General features: G+C 76.0%; 15 protein-coding genes. 14 read left to right on the plus strand and 1 reads right to left on the minus strand.

Features of this window, described 5'->3' with window-relative positions:
- Positions 1 to 612: SCO1664 family protein (locus WDZ17_RS12220; RefSeq protein ID WP_339575438.1), on the plus strand; the 612-nt coding region annotated here is incomplete at its 5' end.
- Positions 613 to 684: 72 nt separating this feature from the next.
- The gene (gene mshC, locus WDZ17_RS12225; protein ID WP_339575439.1) at positions 685 to 1,941 is read left to right on the plus strand and encodes a cysteine--1-D-myo-inosityl 2-amino-2-deoxy-alpha-D-glucopyranoside ligase; all 1,257 of its coding nucleotides are present in this window, start codon (positions 685 to 687) and stop codon (positions 1,939 to 1,941) included.
- A gap of 78 nt (positions 1,942 to 2,019) precedes the next feature.
- On the opposite strand, the gene WDZ17_RS12230 is transcribed toward mshC, so the two are convergent.
- A complete protein-coding gene (locus tag WDZ17_RS12230; protein WP_422631978.1) occupies positions 2,020 to 2,877 on the minus strand; it encodes a PAC2 family protein in 858 nt (285 codons plus the stop codon).
- A 186-nt stretch (positions 2,878 to 3,063) separates the two neighbouring features.
- Here WDZ17_RS12230 and metH point away from each other — a divergent pair, with 186 nt between their 5' ends.
- The 12 genes from metH (at position 3,064) to WDZ17_RS12290 (ending at position 20,423) form a co-directional block, all read left to right on the plus strand.
- Positions 3,064 to 6,663: a methionine synthase gene (gene metH / locus WDZ17_RS12235; protein WP_339575441.1), complete on the plus strand. Its 3,600-nt coding sequence runs from the start codon at positions 3,064 to 3,066 to the stop codon at positions 6,661 to 6,663.
- Between the two features lie 43 nt (positions 6,664 to 6,706).
- Positions 6,707 to 7,381 (plus strand): HAD family hydrolase, encoded by a 675-nt coding sequence (locus WDZ17_RS12240; RefSeq protein ID WP_339575442.1) that lies wholly within the window; start codon positions 6,707 to 6,709, stop codon positions 7,379 to 7,381.
- Between the two features lie 148 nt (positions 7,382 to 7,529).
- Positions 7,530 to 9,200, plus strand: coding sequence for an ABC transporter substrate-binding protein (locus WDZ17_RS12245; RefSeq protein ID WP_339575443.1), 1,671 nt, complete (start codon positions 7,530 to 7,532; stop codon positions 9,198 to 9,200).
- Positions 9,201 to 9,454: 254 nt separating this feature from the next.
- A complete protein-coding gene (locus WDZ17_RS12250) occupies positions 9,455 to 10,459 on the plus strand; it encodes an ABC transporter permease (RefSeq protein WP_339575444.1) in 1,005 nt (334 codons plus the stop codon).
- The gene (locus WDZ17_RS12255; protein WP_339575445.1) at positions 10,456 to 11,430 is read left to right on the plus strand and encodes an ABC transporter permease; all 975 of its coding nucleotides are present in this window, start codon (positions 10,456 to 10,458) and stop codon (positions 11,428 to 11,430) included. Before WDZ17_RS12250 ends, WDZ17_RS12255 begins: the two co-directional genes overlap by 4 nt.
- A gap of 7 nt (positions 11,431 to 11,437) precedes the next feature.
- Positions 11,438 to 12,550, plus strand: coding sequence for an ABC transporter ATP-binding protein (locus tag WDZ17_RS12260; RefSeq protein ID WP_339575446.1), 1,113 nt, complete (start codon positions 11,438 to 11,440; stop codon positions 12,548 to 12,550).
- A 65-nt stretch (positions 12,551 to 12,615) separates the two neighbouring features.
- Positions 12,616 to 13,671, plus strand: a complete 1,056-nt coding sequence (locus WDZ17_RS12265; protein WP_422631979.1) for an ABC transporter ATP-binding protein — start codon at positions 12,616 to 12,618, stop codon at positions 13,669 to 13,671.
- A 136-nt stretch (positions 13,672 to 13,807) separates the two neighbouring features.
- A complete protein-coding gene (locus tag WDZ17_RS12270; RefSeq protein WP_339575448.1) occupies positions 13,808 to 14,347 on the plus strand; it encodes a DUF421 domain-containing protein in 540 nt (179 codons plus the stop codon).
- A 9-nt stretch (positions 14,348 to 14,356) separates the two neighbouring features.
- Positions 14,357 to 15,553 (plus strand): site-2 protease family protein, encoded by a 1,197-nt coding sequence (locus tag WDZ17_RS12275; protein WP_339575449.1) that lies wholly within the window; start codon positions 14,357 to 14,359, stop codon positions 15,551 to 15,553.
- 47 nt (positions 15,554 to 15,600) lie between these two features.
- Positions 15,601 to 16,740: a tRNA (adenine-N1)-methyltransferase gene (locus WDZ17_RS12280; RefSeq protein WP_339575453.1), complete on the plus strand. Its 1,140-nt coding sequence runs from the start codon at positions 15,601 to 15,603 to the stop codon at positions 16,738 to 16,740.
- 130 nt (positions 16,741 to 16,870) lie between these two features.
- Positions 16,871 to 18,598, plus strand: coding sequence for a proteasome ATPase (gene arc, locus WDZ17_RS12285; RefSeq protein ID WP_339575450.1), 1,728 nt, complete (start codon positions 16,871 to 16,873; stop codon positions 18,596 to 18,598).
- A gap of 127 nt (positions 18,599 to 18,725) precedes the next feature.
- Positions 18,726 to 20,423 carry an HNH endonuclease signature motif containing protein gene (locus WDZ17_RS12290; protein ID WP_339575451.1) on the plus strand — a complete coding sequence of 566 codons (1,698 nt, stop codon included), beginning with the start codon at positions 18,726 to 18,728 and terminating at the stop codon, positions 20,421 to 20,423.
- Positions 20,424 to 20,658 lie beyond the last annotated feature (235 nt).

Below are 20,658 nucleotides of genomic sequence, written 5' to 3' on the forward strand. Positions count from 1 at the left end.
GGGGTGCCACTGGACGAGGAGGTCGCCGCCGACGGGGTCGTCGACGCCGTGCTCCACGGCGTCGACGACGAGGACGAGCACCTCCTCGGGGAGCCCGGGGCCGGCCTCGTCGACGTCGTGCCGGAGGGCGCCGTGCCCGACGGCTGGCACGGGGTCCTCGACGCGTGGGGGCCGCGCGGCGAGCCCGTCACGCTCGTGCACGCCGACGACCCCCGGCTGCTGTCCGTCGCCGTGTTCGACGTCGTCGTCAACAACGCCGACCGCAAGGCCGGGCACCTCCTGCTCGGTCGGCCGTCGGCGGCGGGACCCGTGGCGGCGCCGGGCGAGGGACCGCCGGTCCACGGGATCGACCACGGGCTCGTCCTGCACGTCGAGACCAAGCTGCGGACGGTGCTGTGGGGCTGGGCCGGCGAGCCGCTGCCGGACGTCGAGCTCGAGGCCCTCGACCGGCTGCGGTCCGCGCTGGGCGGGGGCCTCGCCGAGGAGCTGTCGGGGCTGCTCACCGCCCGCGAGGTCCGGGCGCTGCGCACCCGCACCGACCGGCTGCTGCGCGGCGCCGTCATGCCGCAGCCCCCCGAGCACCGCAGCGCCGTCCCCTGGCCGGTGTTCTGAGCGGTGGCGTCGCCGAGCCGGGCGGCCGCCGGCGCGCCAGGACGCGCCCACGGCGGCGGATAGGCTCCCCCGGTGAAGTCGTGGACCTCCCCGCACCTGCCGTCGCTGCCGGGCCGGGGAGGTCCGGTGTCCCTGCACGACAGCGCCTCCCGCTCGGTGCGGGCGACGACGCCGGGGGAGGTGGCCGGGCTCTACGTCTGCGGCATCACCCCCTACGACGCCACCCACATGGGGCACGCGTCGACGTACCTCGCCTTCGACCTCCTCGTCCGCGCCTGGCGCGACGCGGGGCACCGGGTGCAGTACGTCCAGAACGTCACCGACGTCGACGACCCGCTCCTGGAGCGCGCCACGGCGACCGGCGAGGACTGGCGGGACCTCGCCGCGCGGGAGACCGACCTCTACCGCGAGGACATGACGGCCCTGTCGGTGCTGCCGCCGGACGTCTACCTCGGAGCGGTGGAGACCGTGCCCCGCGCGGCGGCGGCCGTCCGGGGCCTCGTGGACCGCGACGCGGCCTACCGGCTGGCGAGCACCGGCGACGTCTACTTCGACGTCCGTGCCGACGACCGCTTCGGTGGTGTCAGCGGCTACGACGCCGGCACGATGGAGCGCCTGTTCGGCGAGCGCGGCGGGGACCCGACGACCCCGGGCAAGCGCTCCCCGCTCGACCCGGTCCTGTGGCGCGCCGCCCGCGAGGGCGAGCCCTCCTGGGACGGCGGTGACCTCGGGCCGGGCCGCCCCGGGTGGCACATCGAGTGCGTGGCCATCGCGCTGGACCACCTCGGCAGCGGGTTCGACGTCCAGGGCGGCGGGTCCGACCTCGTGTTCCCGCACCACGAGATGGGCGCGTCGCACGCCCACGTGCTGACGGGCTCGGCACCGTACGCGCAGCTGTACGCGCACGGCGGGATGGTCGCCCTCGACGGCGAGAAGATGAGCAAGTCCCGCGGGAACCTCGTCCTCGTCTCCTCCCTGCGGCGCGCGGGGGAGGACCCCTCCGCGGTCCGCCTCGCGGTGCTGTCCCACCACTACCGCGACGACTGGTCGTGGACCGAGGACGGGCTCTCGACCGCCCGGGAGCGCCTGCGGCGCTGGCGCGCGGCGGTCGCACCGCAGAGGGGTCCCGACGCGCAGCACGTGCTCGACGGCGTCCGCCGCCGCCTCGCCGACGACCTCGACGCCCCGGGCGCGCTCGCCGTCGTCGACGCCTGGGTGGACGCGCAGCTGGCGCAGGACCCGGCGGAGCCGCAGGGCACGGCCACGGGGCCGGCGCTGGTCGCCGACGTGGTCGAGGCCCTCCTCGGGGTGCCGCTGCGCGGGGCCTGAGCGCCCTCGGTCGCGGGCCCGGGTCGGGCGGGGCAGGCCGGTCGGGCGGTCGGGCGGGGTCGGGCTGGTCCGGCGGGGTCAGGCGGGGGGGGCGGGCCCGCGCCGCGGGCCGTCGTCCCCGCGCCGACGCAGGTAGCGCTCGAACTCGCGGGCGATCGCCTCGCCGCTCGCCTCCGGGAGCTCGACGGTGTCCTTGGCCTGCTCCAGCTGCTGCACGTACTCGCCGATCTCCTCGTCCTCGCCGGCCAGCTCGTCGACGCCGCGCTCCCAGGCCTCTGCTTCCTCGGCGAGGTCCTCGAGCGGCACCGGCGCCCCGAGCACCTCCTCGACGCGGCCGAGCAGCGCGAGCACCGCCTTGGGGGAGGGCGACTGCCCGACGTAGTGGGGCACGGCCGCCCACAGCGAGACCGAGGCGAGGCCGTGGCCGGCGGCGGCGTCGGCGACGACGCCGACGATGCCCGTCGGGCCCTCGTAGCGGGAGGGCTCGAGCGCCAGGTGGTCCAGCCCCGGGCCGCCGTCCGCGGACGAGCCCGTGGAGGTGATCGGGATCGGCCGCGTGTGCGGGACGTCCGCCAGCAGCGCGCCGAGGGTGACGACGGTGCGCGCCCCGACGGCGTCGGCGTGGGCGAGCAGCTCGGCGGTGTAGCTGCGCCAGCGCATCGACGGCTCGATGCCGTGCACGAGCACGACGTCGCGCTCCCCGCCCGGCGGGCGCGCCCAGGCCAGCCGTGTCGTCGGCCAGGTGGTGCGCCGGCGGCCCTCCTCGTCGAAGCCCGTCACCGGCCGGTTCACCTGGAAGTCGTGGTACTCCTCCGGGTCCAGCTCGGCGAACGTCGTCTCGCCCCAGACCCGCGCCAGGTGGTCCAGCGCCCCGCTCGCCGCCTCGGCGGCGTCGTTCCAGCCCTCGAAGGCGGCCAGCACCACGGGGTCGCGCAGCGACGGCGACGCCTCGGCGGGCCGCCCGGGACGTCCCCGCTCCTCGCGAGGACCTGCCTCCTCGCGCCGACCTGGCTGCTCGCTCACTCGTCCTCCTCCGCACCCGTGCACCCGTCCTCACCGGCGCCCATCCACCCTACGGGCGCGCCGGAGGACGGCCCTCGCGCCGACCTAGCATGGTCGCCCGTGAGCGACCGTCCCGCGCGCCTGCGCGCCGCCCTGGCCGAGCGCGTCCTCGTCGCCGACGGCGCCATGGGCACGATGCTGCAGGCGGCGGCTCCCGGGCTGGAGGACTTCGAGGGCCACGAGGGCTGCAACGAGGTCCTCAACGCCACCCGGCCCGACGTCGTCGCGGGCGTGCACGCGGCCTACCTCGACGTCGGGGTCGACCTCGTCGAGACGAACACCTTCGGGGCGAACTGGGCCAACCTCGCCGAGTACGGCATCGAGCACCGCATCCGCGAGCTCGCCGCCGCCGGGGCGCGGGTCGCCCGGGAGGCCGCCGACGCCGCGAGCACGGCCGAGCACGAGCGTTTCGTCCTCGGGTCCATGGGGCCCGGCACGAAGCTCCCGAGCCTCGGGCACGCGCCGTACGCGCTGCTGCGCGACGCCTACGCCGAGCAGGTGCTCGGCATGCTCGACGGCGGGGTGGACGCGGTCCTCGTCGAGACCGTGCAGGACCTGCTGCAGGCCAAGGCCGCCGTCGTGGGCGCCCGACGGGCGATGCGGGAGGCGCGGGTCGACGTGCCGGTCCTCGTCCAGGTGACCGTCGAGACGACCGGGACGATGCTGCTGGGCAGCGAGATCGGTGCCGCGCTGACGTCGCTGGCCGCCCTCGGCGTCGACGGCATCGGCCTCAACTGCGCCACGGGCCCGGCCGAGATGGGCGAGCACCTGCGCCACCTCGCCCGGCACGCCGCCGTGCCCGTCACGTGCATGCCGAACGCCGGCCTGCCGCAGCTGTCGAAGGACGGGGCCGTCTACCCGCTGTCGCCGGGCGAGCTCGCCGACGCGCACGACCGCTTCACGCGCGAGTTCGGGCTGTCCCTCGTCGGCGGCTGCTGCGGGACGACGCCGGAGCACCTGCGGCAGGTCGTCGAGCGGGTCGGCGGCCGTCCGCTCACGGCCCGCGACCCCCGGCCCGAGCCGGGCGTCGCCAGCATCTACGCGCACGTCCCCTTCGCCCAGGAGGCCAGCGTCCTCGCGATCGGCGAGCGCACGAACGCCAACGGCAGCAAGGCCTTCCGCGAGGCCATGGAGGCCGAGGACTGGGAGCGCTGCGTCGAGATCGCCCGCGCCCAGACCCGCGACGGCGCCCACCTGCTCGACGTCTGCGTCGACTACGTCGGCCGCGACGGCGTCAAGGACGTCACCGAGGTCGTCAGCCGGCTGGCGACGGCCTCGACGCTGCCGCTCGTCCTCGACTCGACCGAGCCGGCGGTGCTGGAGGCCGGCCTGGAGCTCGTCGGCGGCCGCGCCGTCGTCAACTCCGTCAACTACGAGGACGGCGACGGCCCCGGCAGCCGCTTCGCGCGGATCATGCCGCTCGTCCGCGAGCACGGCGCCGCCGTCGTCGCGCTGACGATCGACGAGACCGGCCAGGCCCGCACCGCCGAGCACAAGGTCGCCATCGCCGACCGCCTGCTCGCCGCGCTGACGGGGGAGTGGGGGATGGACGAGGCCGACGTCGTCGTCGACGCCCTGACCTTCCCGGTCGCGACCGGCCAGGAGGAGACGCGCCGCGACGGCGTCGAGACGCTCGCCGCCATCCGGGAGATCAAGCGCCGGCACCCGCGGGTGCAGACGACGCTGGGCCTGTCGAACATCTCCTTCGGGCTCAACCCCGCCGCGCGCGCGGTGCTCAACTCCGTCTTCCTGCACGAGGCGGTCGAGGCCGGGCTGGACTCGGCCATCGTCCACGCGGCGCGGATCATGCCGATGGCGAGCATCCCCGACGACCAGCGGGAGGCCGCGCTCGACCTCGTCCACGACCGGCGCCGCTACGACGAGGACGGCGGCGTCTCCTACGACCCGCTGCAGCGGGTGCTCGACCTCTTCGAGGGCGTCGACGCGGCGTCCGTGCGCGCCGACCGCGCGGCCGAGCTCATGGCGCTGCCGCTGGGGGAGCGCCTCTCGCGGCGCATCGTCGACGGCGAGCGCAAGGGCCTGCCCGAGGACCTGGACGAGGCGCTGGCCGCGGGCACCAGCCCGCTGGCGGTCGTCAACGACCACCTGCTCGCCGGGATGAAGGAGGTCGGCGAGCTCTTCGGGTCGGGCCAGATGCAGCTGCCCTTCGTCCTGCAGTCGGCCGAGGTGATGAAGCTGGCGGTCGCCCACCTCGAGCCGCACATCGAGGCGGAGGCCGCCGCGAGCGGGACCGCCCGGCAGGCGCGCGCCCGGATCGTGCTCGCCACGGTCAAGGGCGACGTCCACGACATCGGCAAGAACCTCGTCGACATCATCTTGTCCAACAACGGCTACGACGTGACGAACATCGGCATCAAGCAGCCGATCGGCGAGATCATCCGCGCCGCCGAGGAGAGCGGCGCCGACGCCATCGGGATGAGCGGGCTGCTCGTGAAGTCGACGGTGGTGATGAAGGAGAACCTCGCCGAGCTCAACGAGCGCGGGCTGGCCGCGCGCTGGCCGGTCATCCTCGGCGGTGCGGCGCTGACCCGGGCCTACGTGGAGACCGACCTCGCCGAGATGTACGACGGCGAGGTCCGCTACGCCCGGGACGCCTTCGAGGGCCTGCGGCTCATGGACGCCGTCGCCGCCGCGCGCACCACCCCGGGCGCGAGCGTCGCCGACACGCTGCCGGCGCTGCGCCCCCGGCGCGTGCGGCGCCGCACGGGGCAGGACGCCCCCGACGACGGGACCGGCTCCGGCGCAGGCGTCCCCGCCGACGCGCCGGACCCGCGGGCGGCGCGGTCCGACGTCGCCCGCGACGTCCGCGTGCCGGTGCCGCCGTTCTGGGGCACCCGCGTCGTCAAGGGCGTCCACCTCGCGGAGTACGCCGCCTACCTCGACGAGCGGGCCACCTTCCTGGGGCAGTGGGGGCTGCGGGGTGCGCGCGGCGGGGAGGGTCCCTCCTACGAGGAGCTCGTCGAGACCGAGGGCCGGCCGCGGCTGCGGATGTGGCTCGACCGCGTCCGCACCGAGGGCATCACCCGGGCCGCCGTCGTCCACGGCTACTTCCCGTGCTGGTCGGAGGGGCAGGACCTCGTCGTCGCCCACCACGAGGGCGACGGGACGGGCGGCGAGCCCGGCACCGAGCGGCTGCGCTTCTCCTTCCCCCGACAGCGCCGCGACCGGCGGCTGTGCCTGGCGGACTTCTTCCGCGACCGGGCCGAGGTCGAGGAGCTGGGGCGGCCCGACGTGCTGCCGCTGCAGCTCGTGACGATGGGCTCCCGCGTCGCGGAGGTGACCGGGGAGCTCTTCGCCCGCAACGCCTACCGGGAGTACCTCGAGCTGCACGGCCTGTCGGTCCAGCTCACCGAGGCGATGGCGGAGATGTGGCACGCCCGGGTCCGGGCCGAGCTGGGGCTCGGCGACGAGGACGCCCCCGACCTCGACGGCGTCCTCGGCCAGGGCTACCGGGGCTCGCGGTACTCCTTCGGCTACCCGGCCTGCCCGGACCTGGAGAGCCGCCGGGGCCTCGTCGAGCTCCTCGAGCCGCACCGCATCGGCGTCGAGCTCTCCGACGAGCTGCAGCTGCACCCGGAGCAGTCCACCGACGCCCTCGTCGTCCACCACCCCGAGGCGAAGTACTTCAACGCGGTCTGAGCCGGTACGAAGGGCCGCTGCGGGGCTGGCAGACTCACCGGCCATGCGCCCGGAGGAAGCTGGTGCCGGGCTGCCGGCCGCGGTGCTCCTGGACATGGACGGCACGCTCGTCGACACCGAGCCCGTCTGGTGGGCCGCCGAGCGAAGGCTCGTGGAGGCGCACGGCGGCACCTGGACCGACGAGCAGGCGATGGCGCTCGTCGGCAACCAGCTCGAGGTGTCCGCCGAGGTGCTGCGCCGCGAGGGCGGCGTCGACCTCGGCGTGCGGGCGATCGTCGAGGGCCTGGCGGCCGAGGTCGTCCTCCAGCTGCGCCGCGACCCGCGCTGGCGCCCGGGGGCGCTCGAGCTGCTGACGTCGCTGCGCGAGCGCGGCGTCCCGCTCGCGCTCGTCACCATGTCGTGGCGGCCGATCGCGGACGCCCTCCTCGAGCAGCTGCCGCCCGGGACGTTCGACGTGGTCGTCACCGGTGACGAGTGCGACCGCGGGAAGCCGCACCCGGAGCCGTACCTGCGCGCCGCGGCCGGGCTCGGGGTCGACCCGGGGCGGTGCGTGGCCGTGGAGGACAGCCCCACCGGCGTGGCCTCCGCCGTCGCGGCCGGCGTCCCGACCATCGCGGTCCCGCACGTCGTCGACATCCCCGCCGGGGCCGGACTCACGGTCGTCGCCACCCTGGCCGGGGTCGGCCCCGAGGACCTCCTGCGGCTCGCCGCGGCCTGAGCGCCGTCCCCCGGCGGGCGGCCGCGTGTCCCGATCGTGACCCGCCGACGTCGGCCGGGTCCTCCCCGCGCCGCCCGTCCCCGGGCTAGCGTCGCCCCGCCGCGGGCCGGACCGGCCGCGGCGCCGACAAGACGACGGAGAACGATCCATGGTGCGGACCATCGGTGGGCGGGCAGCGGCCCTGCTCGCGGTCGGGGCGCTGCTGGCCACGGCCGGCTGCGCGGAGAGCGACCGGCCGGACGGCGACGCGGCGGGCACCGAGGGCGGCGGTGACGGCGGCACGTTCGTCTTCGCCGCCAGCTCGGACCCGGTCGTGCTCGACCCGGCGTTCGCGAGCGACGGCGAGACCTTCCGGGTCGCGCGGCAGATGTTCGAGGGCCTCGTGGGCACCGAGCCCGGCACGGCGGACCCCGCCCCGCTGCTCGCGGAGTCATGGGAGACCAGCGACGACGAGCTGACGTACACCTTCGACCTGCGCGACGACGTGACGTTCCACGACGGGACGACCTTCGACGCCGCGGCCGTGTGCGCGAACTTCGACCGCTGGTACCACTGGACCGGGCTGCAGCAGAACGAGAACATCTCGTACTACTACAACTCGCTCTACCAGGGCTTCGAGACGAGCGAGGACCCGGAGCTCGTCGGCGGGCTCTACGACAGCTGCGAGGTCGTCGACGACCAGACGGCCGCCGTCTCGCTGACGCGGCCCTTCGCCGGCTTCATCGCGTCCCTGTCGCTGCCGGCCTTCTCCATGCAGAGCCCCACCGCCATGGAGGAGTACGACGCGGACAACATCTCCGGGTCCGAGGACGACGTCCGCTTCAGCGCCTACGGCACCGAGCACCCGACGGGCACGGGACCGTTCCAGTTCGAGAGCTGGGAGCGCGGCCAGGCCGTGACGCTCGTCCCCTACGAGGACTACTGGGGCGACCCCGCCCAGGTGGACGAGGTCGTCGTCCAGACCATCTCCGACGGCAACGCGCGCCGGCAGGCCCTCGAGGGCGGCCAGATCGACGGGTACGACCTCGTCGCGCCGGGGGACATCGGGGCGCTGGAGGACGCCGGCTTCCAGGTGGAGGACCGCGACCCCTTCAACGTGCTCTACCTCGGCATGAACCAGGCCGTCCCCGAGCTCGCCGACCCGCGGGTGCGCCAGGCGATCGCGCACGCGATCGACAAGGACGCCGTCATCAGCCAGTCCATGCCGGAGGGCTCGGTCGCGGCCACGCAGTTCATGCCCGACCTCGTGACCGGCTGGTCCGACGACGTCGAGACCTACGACTACGACCCGGACGCGGCGCGCGAGCTGCTCGCCGAGGCGGGGCAGAGCGACCTCACGGTCGACTTCGTCTACCCGACGGGCGTCTCGCGGCCGTACATGCCGAGCCCGGAGGACACCTTCGTGGCGATCCGCAGCCAGCTCGAGGCCGTGGGCATCACCGTGAACCCGGTCGCGCTGCCGTGGTCGCCCGACTACCTCGACCGCATCCAGGGCGGCACCGACCACGGGCTGCACCTGCTCGGCTGGACGGGCGACTACAACGACCCGGACAACTTCGTCGGCGTCTTCTTCGGCACCCCGAAGAACGAGTGGGGCTTCGACAACCCCGAGCTGTTCGACGCGCTCGCCGCGGCGCGCGAGCTGCCCGTGGACGAGCAGGAGGACGCCTACTCCGAGATCAACGACCAGATCATGGAGTTCCTGCCCGGCGTCCCGCTCGCCTCGCCGGTGCCCTCCCTCGCCTTCGCCGAGGACGTGCAGGGCTACGAGACGAGCCCCGTGCAGGACGAGGTGTGGAACGGGGTGACGGTCAGCTGACCGCCACCACCCGCGTGCCGGCCGCCCCCGCGGGGGCGGCCNGAGCAGCGCCAGGCGACGGACGACGAACCTCAGCACGACGTCCTCCTCGGCGCGCTCCCCGGACCTGCGGCCGGGAGACCCGACGACCGTGCCGGCGGGTGCGGCGCGGTGCCGGCCGCCCCCGCGGGGGCGGCCGGCACCGCGCCGCACCCGCCGGCACGGTCGTCGGGTCTCCCGGCCGCAGGTCCGGGGAGCGCGCCGAGGAGGACGTCGTGCTGAGGTTCGTCGTCCGTCGCCTGGCGCTGCTCGTGCCCGTGCTCCTGGGGCTGTCCGTGCTGCTCTTCGCCTGGCTGCGCGCCCTGCCCGGCGACCCGGCGCGCACGCTCCTCGGCGAGCGCGCGACCCCGGCGGCGGTCGAGCGCATCACGCAGGCGTACGGCTTCGACCGCCCGCTGCCCGCGCAGTACGTCACCTACCTCGGCAACCTGCTGACCGGGGACCTCGGCACGTCCTCGCGGACGGGCGAGCCGGTCGTCGACAGCTTCCTGCTGCGGTTCCCCGCGACGATCGAGCTCGCGCTCGCCGCGCTGCTCGTCGCGGTCGTCCTCGGCATCCCGCTCGGGTACCTCGCGGCGCGCCGCCACGGCAGCGCCCTCGACACCTTCCTCGTCGGCGGGTCGCTCCTCGGCACCGTCGTCCCGGTGTTCTTCCTCGCCTACCTGCTCAAGCTCGTCTTCGCCGTCCAGCTCGGGTGGCTGCCGACGGCGGGCCGGCAGGACCCCCGCATCGACGCGACGCACGTGACGAACTTCTTCGTCTTGGACGGGCTCCTCACGCGGGAGTGGGACGCGTCCTTCGACGCGTTGGTGCACCTGGTGCTGCCGGCCATCGCGCTCGGCACCATCCCGCTCGCGATCATCGTGCGGATCACCCGCGCGTCCGTGCTGGAGGTCACCGGCCAGGACTACGTCCGGACCGCCGAGGCCAAGGGCCTCGCCCGCTCGCTCGTGCGTCGCCGTCACGTGCTGCGCAACGCGATGCTGCCCGTGCTCACGACGGTCGGCCTCCAGACCGGGCTGCTGCTGTCCGGCGCCGTGCTCACCGAGACGGTGTTCGCGATCAACGGGATCGGCTCGTACCTGTTCGACTCCATCTCGACCCTGGACTACCCCGTGCTGCAGGGCTTCATCCTCTTCATCGCGCTCGTGTACGCGCTCGTCAACCTCGTCGTCGACGTCGGGTACGGCGTCGTCGACCCACGGGTGCGCGTCTCGTGAGCGGCGTCTCGCTGCCCCCCGCGGGCGGCCCCCCGGGGGCACCCGAGGCGGACCCGCCGCCCGGCACGCCCGCCGAGCTCGCGCTCGAGCCCGAGGCGGCCGACGAGCGCGGCACGAGCCTGTGGCGCGGGGCGTGGCGCCGGCTGCGCCGCGACCCGGCGGCGATCGCGGGCGCGGTCGTCGTCGCCGCCTTCGTCCTCGTGGCGGTCCTCGCCCCGCTCATCGCGCCGTACGAGCCCGCCGGGGCGCAGTGGGCGAACGAGGTCACGCCGTCGTCGGTGCCCGGCCCGAGCGACGACCACCTGCTCGGCCTCGACTCGTTCGGCTCGGACCTGCTCACGCAGCTCGTCTACGGGGCGCGGCAGTCGCTCGTCATCGGCGTGGTGTCCACGGTCATCGGGCTCGGCTTCGGCGCCGCGCTCGGGCTGCTGGCCGGCGCCTTCGGCGGCTGGGTGGACGTCGCCGTCATGCGCGTCGTCGACATCATGCTGTCGATCCCGAGCCTGCTCCTGGCCGTGAGCATCGCGGCCGTCGTCGGCCCGAGCCCGACGGCGCTGATGATCGCGATCGGCGCCGCGCAGGTGCCGATCTTCGCCCGGCTGCTGCGCGGCTCCATGCTCGGCCAGCGCAGCTCCGACTACGTCCTCGCCGCGTCCTCGCTGGGGCTGCGGCGGCGCAGCGTCGTCATGAGCCACATGCTCCCCAACTCCCTCAGCCCCGTCATCGTCCAGGGGACCCTGACGCTCGCCACGGCGATCATCGAGGTGGCGGCGCTGTCCTACCTCGGGCTCGGCGACCCGAACCCCACCGTCGCCGAGTGGGGGCGGATGCTCGTGCGCGCCCAGGACCGGCTGGCGACCGACCCGCACCTCGCCGTCCTGCCGGGCGTCTGCATCGCCGTCAGCGCGCTGGGGTTCACGCTCTTCGGCGAGGCCCTGCGCGAGTCGCTCGACCCGACCTTCCGCCGGTGAGCGCCGGATGAGCCACGCGACCGGCCGGCCCGCCGACCCGTCGACCGACCACCACCCCGGGAGCACCGTGCCCGCGACCACCCTGCCCCCCGGGGCCCCGGCGGCCCGGGAGCGCGCCGACGCGCTCCTCGAGGTGCGCGACCTCGGGGTCGAGTTCCGCCGGCGCGGGGCCGAGCCCGTGCGCGCCGTCGACGGCGTCAGCCTGTCGGTGCGCCCGGGCGAGGTGATGGGCCTCGTCGGCGAGTCCGGCAGCGGGAAGTCCGTGACGTCGCTCGCCGTCATGGGCCTGCTGCCGCGCCGCAGCAGCCGGGTCACCGGGTCCGTCCGGCTCGCGGGGACCGAGCTCGTCGGCATGCCCGGCAAGCGCCTCGCGGCGCTGCGGGGCGCGCAGATGTCGATGGTCTTCCAGGACCCGATGAGCTCGCTCAACCCCGTCGTGCCGATCGGCACGCAGGTGACCGAGGTGCTGCGCACGCACACGGGAGCCGACCGCGGGCAGGCGCGGGACGAGGCCGAGGACCTGCTGCGCCGCGTCGGCATCCCCGACCCGCGTCGCCGCCTGCGCGACTACCCGCACCAGCTCTCCGGCGGCATGCGGCAGCGGGCGCTCATCGCCATCGCCCTGGCCTGCAAGCCGCGGCTGCTCATCGCCGACGAGCCCACGACGGCCCTCGACGTGACGATCCAGGCGCAGGTCCTGGAGCTGCTGCGCGTCCTCGTCGCCGACACCGGGACGGCCATGCTCCTCATCACCCACGACCTCGGCGTCGTCGCGGGCCTGTGCGACGACGTGACCGTCATGTACGCCGGTCGCGTCGTCGAGACGGCGCCGCGCCGCGAGCTCTTCGGCGCCCCGGCGCACCGGTACACCGAGGGGCTGCTGGCCTCGGTGCCGCGCCTGGACGCCCCGCGCGGCGAGCCGCTGCGGCCGATCCCCGGGACGCCGCGGGACACCCTGCCGTGGTCCCGGGCGTGCGCCTTCGCCCCGCGGTGCCCGCACGCGGACGTCGCCTGCGCCGACCCCGACCTCGCCCTGGTCGAGCCGGACGCCCTGCCCCCCGGTCACGCCGTCCGCTGCGTCCACCCCGCGCTGCCCGCCGCGGCGGGGGTGGGGGCGTGAGCGCCGGGACGGGCACCTCGCCGTCGCCGGGAGGGACCCCCGGCCGGGCGGGGGAGGACGACGTCCTGCTGCGGGTGCGCGGGCTGGAGGTGCACTTCCCGATCAAGAAGGGGGTGCTGCTGGACCGCACGGTCGGCCACGTGCGCGCCGTCGACGGCGTGGACCTCGACCTGCGGCGTGGCCAGACCTACGGGCTCGTCGGCGAGTCGGGCTGCGGGAAGTCGACGCTCGGGCGGGCGCTGCTGCGCCTGGAGGAGCCGACCGCGGGCAGCGTCGAGCTGGACGGGCAGGACGTCCTGGCCCTCGGGCGCGAGGAGCTGCGCGGGCTGCGGCGACGGATGCAGATGGTCTTCCAGGACCCGATGAGCAGCCTCGACCCCCGGCAGAGCGTCGAGAGCATCCTCACCGAGCCGCTGCGGGCGCACGGCGTCCCGGGCGGGAGGGCGGCATGGCACGCCCGGGTCCTCGAGCTCCTCGAGGTCGTCGGGCTGCCGGCGAGCGCCGCCGCGCGCTACCCGCACGAGTTCTCCGGCGGGCAGCGCCAGCGCATCGGCATCGCGCGCGCCGTCGCGCTCTCGCCCGACCTGGTCGTCGCCGACGAGCCGGTGAGCGCGCTCGACGTCTCGGTGCAGGCGCAGGTGGTCAACCTGCTGGAGGAGCTGCAGGACCGCCTGGGGCTGACCTACCTCGTCATCGCCCACGACCTCGCGGTCGTGCGGCACATCAGCGACGTCGTCGGGGTGATGTACCTCGGGGTCGTCGTCGAGCAGGCACCGAGCGACGAGCTCTACGCCAACCCGCTGCACCCCTACACGCTGTCGCTGATGTCGGCGATCCCCGTGCCGGACCCGGAGGTGGAGGACTCCCGCGAGCGGATCCTGCTCACCGGGGACCTGCCCAGCCCGGCGGACCCGCCCTCGGGCTGCCGCTTCCACACCCGGTGCCCGTTCCGGCAGGCCACGCGGTGCGACGACGAGGTCCCGCGGCCGCGCGAGCTGGCGCCCGGCCACGTCGTCGCGTGCCACTGGGCCGAGGACGTCCGTGACGGGCGGGTGCGGGCCGCCTCCAGCGCGCACGACCCCACGGCCGTCCGGGAGGACCAGGCGCCCGCGGCCACCTGACCCGGTCGCGCCGGCCGGTCGGCCCCGCCGGTCGACGGAGCCGGTCGACGGAGCCGGTCGACGGAGCCGGTGACCGGAGCCGGTCGTCAGGCCCTCCCGGTGGGCGCGGACGGCGCGGGCGGGGTAGGCAGCCCCCATGTGGTTCGACGCGGTGGGTGACCTGGTCCGGGTGGCGCTCGTGGGGACGGCGGCGTACGCGGCCCTCGTCGCGGTGCTCCGGCTGTCCGGCAAGCGGACCCTCGCCAAGCTGAACGCCTTCGACCTCGTCGTCACGGTGGCGCTGGGGTCGACCCTCGCGACGATCCTGCTGAGCGCGGACGTGGCGTGGACCGAGGGCGTCCTCGCGCTCGTGCTGCTCGTGGCGCTGCAGCTCGTCGTCGCGCAGGCGACGACGCGGGTCCCGGCGCTGCGCCGGCTCGTCACGGCCGCGCCGACCCTCCTGCTGCACGAGGGGCGCGTGCTCGAGGATGTCCTGCGGCGCCAGCGCGTCTCGACCGACGAGCTGCGGCAGGCGGTCCGCGCCAGCGGGTCCGGGAGCCTCGCCGACGTCGGCGCCGTCGTCCTGGAGAGCGACGGGAGCCTGTCCGTCGTGCCGCTCGCCGCCCTCGGCGACTCATCCGCGCTCGCGGACCTCCCGGGCCGTGACGCCGTCGGACGTCCGGACGGCCGCCCGTAGGCTCACGGGGTGCACGCCCCCGCCGCCCGACCCGAGCCACCGGCCGCCGGCCCGCCGCCCCGCGGGGACCGCGAGGGCTGGCGCGTCGGGAGCGTGGCCGGGGTCCCGGTCGTCCTGGCCCGCTCGTGGGTCGTCATCGCGGTCGTCGTCACCCTCCTCTTCGCCCCGACCGTCGCCCGCACGGCCCCGGGGCTCGGCGGCACGGGGGCGGTCGTCGTCGCGCTGGCCTACGCGCTGGTCCTGGCGCTGTCCGTGCTCGTGCACGAGGTGGCGCACGCGCTGACCGCGCGCGCCGTGGGCCTGCCGCCCACCCGCATCGTGCTGACCCTGTGGGGCGGGCACACGACGTTCGCGAGCGAGGCCAGCACGCCGGGGCGCAGCTTCGTCGTCTCCGCCGTCGGCCCGGCGTCGAACGCGCTGCTCGCCGGCGTCGGCGCACTCCTGGTCCTCGCCACCGAGGACGGCGGGGTCGCGTGGCTGCTGCTCTCCGCCCTCACGCTGGCCAACCTCTTCGTCGCCGTCTTCAACGTGCTGCCCGGCCTGCCCCTGGACGGCGGCCGGATGCTCGAGGCCGTCGTCTGGGCGGTGACGGGGGACCGGCTGCGCTCGACGGTCGTCGCGGCGTGGGCCGGTCGGGTCCTCGCGGTCCTGGCCGTCGTCGTCCTGCTCGGCGTCCCGCTGCTGCGCGGCGGGCGGCCGTCGCTGCTCTTCGTCGCCTGGGCGGTCCTCGTCGCCGGGACGCTGTGGACGGGCGCCACCGCGGTCCTGCGCGACGCGCGGCTGCGCGGCAGGGTCGCCGCCCTGCGGGTCGACGCCCTCGCCGTCCGGGCGGTCGGCGTGCCCGCCGACGCCGCCGTCGCGCAGGTGGCGCGGACGGCCGACGCCGCCGGGGCCGTCGAGGCCGTCCTCGTGGCCCCGGACGGCAGGCCCGTGGCGGTCGTGGACCGGGACGCCGTCGGTCGCGTCCCGCGCGAGCGCTGGCCGTGGGTGCCCGCGTCGTCGGTGGCCAGACCGCTGCGCGGGGCACCCCTGCCGCAGGGGGCGGCCGGCCAGCAGCTCGTGCACGCGCTCGCGGCGGCCGGGGGGAACCCCGAGGCCGTGACCGGCGCCGAGGTCGCCGCCGTCGTCGACGGCGCCGGCCGTGTCGTCGGGGTCCTGCGCGGGGCGGACGTCGTCGCCGCCGCCCGGGCCGGGGGTCGCTCGTGAGCGCCGGCGCGTCGCCGGAGGGGACCGGGGGCCCGACGGGCGCCGTGATGCGCCGCGGCCCCCTGCGTGAGGGGGAGCGCGTGCAGCTGACCGACCCCCGCGGGCGGCTGCACACGATCACGCTGCGCGCCGGGGGGACGTTCCACACCCACCGGGGCGTCCTGGCCCACGACGACCTGCTCGGCGGCCCGGAGGGCGTCGTCGTCACCAGCACGTCGGGCGTCGAGCACCTCGCCCTGCGCCCCCTGCTGGCCGACCACGTGCTGTCGATGCCGCGCGGGGCGGCCGTCGTCTACCCCAAGGACGCGGGGCAGGTCGTGGCCATGGCCGACGTCTTCCCCGGCGCCCGGGTCGTCGAGGCGGGCGTCGGCTCCGGCGCGCTGAGCATGTCGCTGCTGCGCGCCGTCGGGGACCAGGGGTCCCTGCACTCGGTCGAGCGCCGCGAGGACTTCGCCGAGATCGCCCGGGCCAACGTCGAGGGCTTCTTCGGCGGCCCGCACCCGGCGTGGCGCGTCACCGTCGGCGACCTCGCGCAGGTGCTCCCCGCCGCCGAGGCGCCGGGGTCGGTGGACCGTGTCGTCCTCGACATGCTCGCGCCGTGGGAGTGCCTCGACGCGGCGGCGACGGCGCTCGCGCCCGGCGGCGTGCTCATCGCGTACGTGGCGACGGCCACCCAGCTCTCGCGCACCGCCGAGGACCTGCGCGCCGACGGCCGCTGGACCGAGCCGTCGGCGTGGGAGTCGATGGTCCGCGGGTGGCACCTGGAGGGCCTGGCCGTCCGTCCGCAGCACCGGATGGTGGGGCACACGGGCTTCCTGCTGACGACCCGGAGGATGGCCGAGGGCGTCAGCCCGCCGCAGCGTCGCCGGCGTCCCGCGAAGGGCACGTCGGTCGCCACGCCCGCGAGCGGCGCCGCGACGGACGTCGCCGTCGGCGGGACGCCCGAGGGCGACGAGCCCGTCGGCGGCAGCGCCTGGGGCGCGGAGGAGGACTGGACGCCCGAGGCGGTGGGGGAGCGCGCCGTCTCCGACCGCAAGGTGCGCCGCGTGCGCCGCGACCTGGCGGCCCGTCGCCCCGCGACCGAGGCCGGGGCCCTCGACGGCCGCCGCGCCGGCGACGTCCCCCCGGACGACGAGAGCGCTGCCGACGAGAGCGCTGCCGACGAGAGCGCTGCCGACGAGGGTTGAGCGGCGGAGGGGCCCCGACCGGCGGGTGGCCGCCCCGGTCGTCGGGGCCCCGGGTTAGTGTCGGAGCACGCGAGGCAGCGATGCGGCGCAGCGGCGGGACCGCCCGCCGGGGCGCCTCGAGGAGGCGTGCATGGACGTCCGGACCGGCCACGGCGAGCACGACGACGACGACCCCCGCCGCGGGGACGACACGAGCAGGGCCCCCGGGAGCGAGCCGGCGCGCACGTGGGGCGCCGCGTCCGCGTCCCGGGTCTCCGCCCTGCAGGACCAGGTGGGGGAGCTCGTCGCCCGCAACGAACGCCTGGCGCGCACGCTGACCGACGCGCGGGAGCAGCTCGTCACGCTCCGGGGCGAGGTGGAGCGTCTGGCGCAGCCGCCCAGCGGCTACGCGACCTACCTCGGCCCGTCCGGCGACGGCGTCGTCGACGTCCAGCAGCAGGGCCGCAAGATGCGCGTCGCCCTGTCCGCGGCGCTGGACGCGGACGCCCTGCGGCCGGGCCAGGAGGTCGAGCTCAACGAGGCGATGAACGTCGTCGCCGTCCGCGGCTTCGAGCGGACCGGCGAGGTCGTCGCCTTCAAGGAGGCGCTGGGCGAGGACCGGGCGCTCGTCGTCGTCCACGGCGACGAGGAGCGCGTCGTCCGGCTGGCCGGCCCGCTCGTCGGGACCCCGCTGAAGGCGGGGGACTCGCTGACCCTGGAGCCGCGCTCGGGCTACGTGCACGAGGTGGTGCCGAAGGCCGAGGTCGAGGACCTCGTGCTGGAGGAGGTCCCGGACGTCGAGTACTCCGACATCGGCGGGCTGGCGTCCCAGATCGAGACCATCCGCGACGCGGTCGAGCTGCCGTTCCGGCACCCCGAGCTGTTCCGCGAGCACGGGCTCAAGCCCCCGAAGGGGGTCCTGCTCTACGGCCCGCCGGGGTGCGGCAAGACGCTCATCGCGAAGGCCGTCGCCCGCTCGCTCGCGCGGCAGTCGGCCGAGCGGTCCGGACGCGAGGACACGCGCAGCTTCTTCCTCAACGTCAAGGGCCCCGAGCTGCTCAACAAGTACGTCGGCGAGACCGAGCGGCACATCCGGCTGATCTTCTCCCGGGCCCGGGACAAGGCGAGCGAGGGACATCCCGTCGTGGTCTTCTTCGACGAGATGGAGTCCCTGTTCCGCACCCGCGGCTCCGGGGTGAGCTCCGACGTCGAGACGACGATCGTGCCCCAGCTGCTCGCCGAGATCGACGGCGTCGAGCGGCTCGACGACGTCATCGTCATCGGCGCCTCGAACCGGGAGGACATGATCGACCCGGCGATCCTGCGCCCCGGCCGCCTCGACGTGAAGATCAAGGTGGAGCGCCCGGACGCGGAGGGCGCCCGGGACATCTTCACCAAGTACCTGACGCCCGACCTGCCGCTGCACCCCGCGGACCTCGCCCACCACGGCGGCTCACCGGCGGAGTGCGTGGAGGGGATGATCCGGGCCACCGTCGAGCGGATGTACTCCGAGAGCGAGGAGAACCAGTTCCTCGAGGTCACGTACGCGGGCGGCGACAAGGAGGTCCTGTACTTCAAGGACTTCAACTCCGGCGCCATGGTGCAGAACATCGTCGACCGGGCGAAGAAGATGGCCGTCAAGGACTTCCTCGCCACCGGCACCAAGGGCATCCGGGTCGACCACCTCCTCGTCGCCTGCGTCGAGGAGTTCAAGGAGAACGAGGACCTGCCGAACACGACCAACCCCGACGACTGGGCGCGCATCTCCGGCAAGAAGGGCGAGCGGATCGTGTACATCCGCACCATCGTCCAGGGGAAGAAGGGCTCCGAGGCCGGCCGCTCCATCGACACCGTCGCCAGCCCGGGCCAGTACCTGTGAGGTGCCCGACGGCGTGAGCCGTGCTCGGTCGCCGGCGTGGAGGACGAGGGCACCGGCCCACCACCGATGAAGCGACTGTCGAACAGGCGTTCGAGCCGTTGTCGGTGGTCGCCCCTACGGTGCAGCCATGTCGACGGACCAGGTGGCGGGACAGACGGTGGGCGGCGAGGAACCGCTCGTGGCACTCGCGTCGTGCCTGGCCGCGGCACGTTCGGCCGCCACCTGCCTGGAGCTGTGGGCGGTGCCGACCCCGCAGCTGCGCACCGTCCTGGAGGGCTTGGAGGGGGTCGTCCGGGTCGCGCAGGCGGTGCAGGTCCTGGTGATCGGCGAGGTGGCCTCCCGCGGCGACGCGCTCGTGCCGTCCGGGCTCGACCCGGCGGCCCGGGCCCTGCTGGCGCGTTCTCGAGCCGGCGACGGGCGCGCCGAGCTGGCCCGGGCGCTCGGCGTCCACCCCGCGACGGCGGCGAGGAGGCAGGCGACCGCCGCCTACGTCACCGGCGCCGGGATGCCGCCGCGGCGGGTCGCGCGCACGGGCGGGGCGGGGGCCGGGATGGGCGAGGGGAGGGTCACGGGACGGGCGCTCGCCGAGGGGCGGATCAGCGCCGAGGCCGCCGACGTCGTCGCGGCCACGGTGCTGGACCTCCCGGAGCACTACGGCCCGGAGGGCCGCGCCGCCGTCGAGCGGGTCCTGGTCGAGCACGCGCCCGAGGTGCCGCTCACGACCTTGCGCCACCACGCCGCGGGGCTGCTGGCCCGCGCGGAGCTGTGCGGTGACGGGCCGGGCACCGAGGGTGACGACCTGCTCGGCCGGGCGGAGGAGCGCGCGCACCGACGACGGGAGCTGTACTGCTCGACCGACCTCCACGGCACCTGGCACGTGCGCGGGCGGCTGGCACCCGAGGACGGCGCCACCCTCGTGGCCGCGCTCGGCCCCCTGTCCGCCCCGGAGCCGTCCACCGCCTCGGGGCCGGACCTGCGCACCGCGCCGCAGCGTCGCGCCGACGCCCTGGTCGCCCTCGCCTCGCGGGCGCTCGCCGCCCCTCCGGGCACGCCCGCCGGGCTGCCGACCGACGGCGGCGCGCGGGCACGGGTCGTGGTCACCACCGACCTCTCCGTCCTCACCGGCGCCGCCGCCGGGGCCGGGCTCCTGCCTGATGACGCCCCCCTGTCCGCGGGGGCGGTCCGACGTCTCGCCTGCGACGCCGAGATCGTCCCCGCGGTGCTCGGCACCCGCTCCGAGCCCCTCGACCTCGGTCGCGCCGCCTACACCGTCACCGCGGCGCAGCGCCGCGCGCTGGTGCTCCGCGACCGCGGCTGCGCAGCCCCCGGGTGCCAGGCGCTGCCCGACTGGTGCCACGCCCACCACGTCGTCCACTGGGCCGACGGAGGGCCGACCGACCTGGCCAACCTCGTCCTCGTCTGCGGGCACGACCACCGACGCGTGCACGGCGGGCAGCTCGACGTCCACGTCGTCGGCGACCGACCCGTCGTCGTCCGGGCCGGTGAGCCGCCGCCGGACGAGCCGCCCGTGCCGTGGCGGGCCAGGCTCGAGGACCTGGTCCACGAGCTCGACCACCCTCGGGACGACGTCGGCGGGCCTCCCCTCGGGGACCCGGGCGGCGGTCGACGCCGTGACGTCCGGCCACGGGGCGGCGACGTCCCGGGCGCCGACGCGCGCACCGGCTCACCGAGCACGAGCCCACCCGGTACCGAGCCTCCATGCACCGACCCACCAGGTTCCGACGCGCCGGGCACCGACCCAGCTGGCAGCGACGCGCCGGACGACGGCCCGCCCCGAGCCCGCACGCCCGGCGCCGGGCCGTGAGGCCCCGGTCCGCCCGCTGGCGCCGGGACGACATCAGGGGCGACGGCCCTGGCGAGGGCACCGGCGCCGGCCGGGGGTCCTGCCCCGTGCCGCCGGTCCTCGTGCGGGGCGGCGGTCGGACGGGCCCGACGACGCCGGGCCCGCGACGGGACGGTGCACGAGGAGATGCCCCGCCGGTCCCGGGCCGGACGCCTAGTAAGAGCAGGTGCGTGGATCCCTACGGCGAACATCCCCC

The sequence above is a fragment of the Pseudokineococcus basanitobsidens genome, assembly GCF_037482545.1.
Classification (GTDB): domain Bacteria; phylum Actinomycetota; class Actinomycetes; order Actinomycetales; family Quadrisphaeraceae; genus Pseudokineococcus; species Pseudokineococcus basanitobsidens.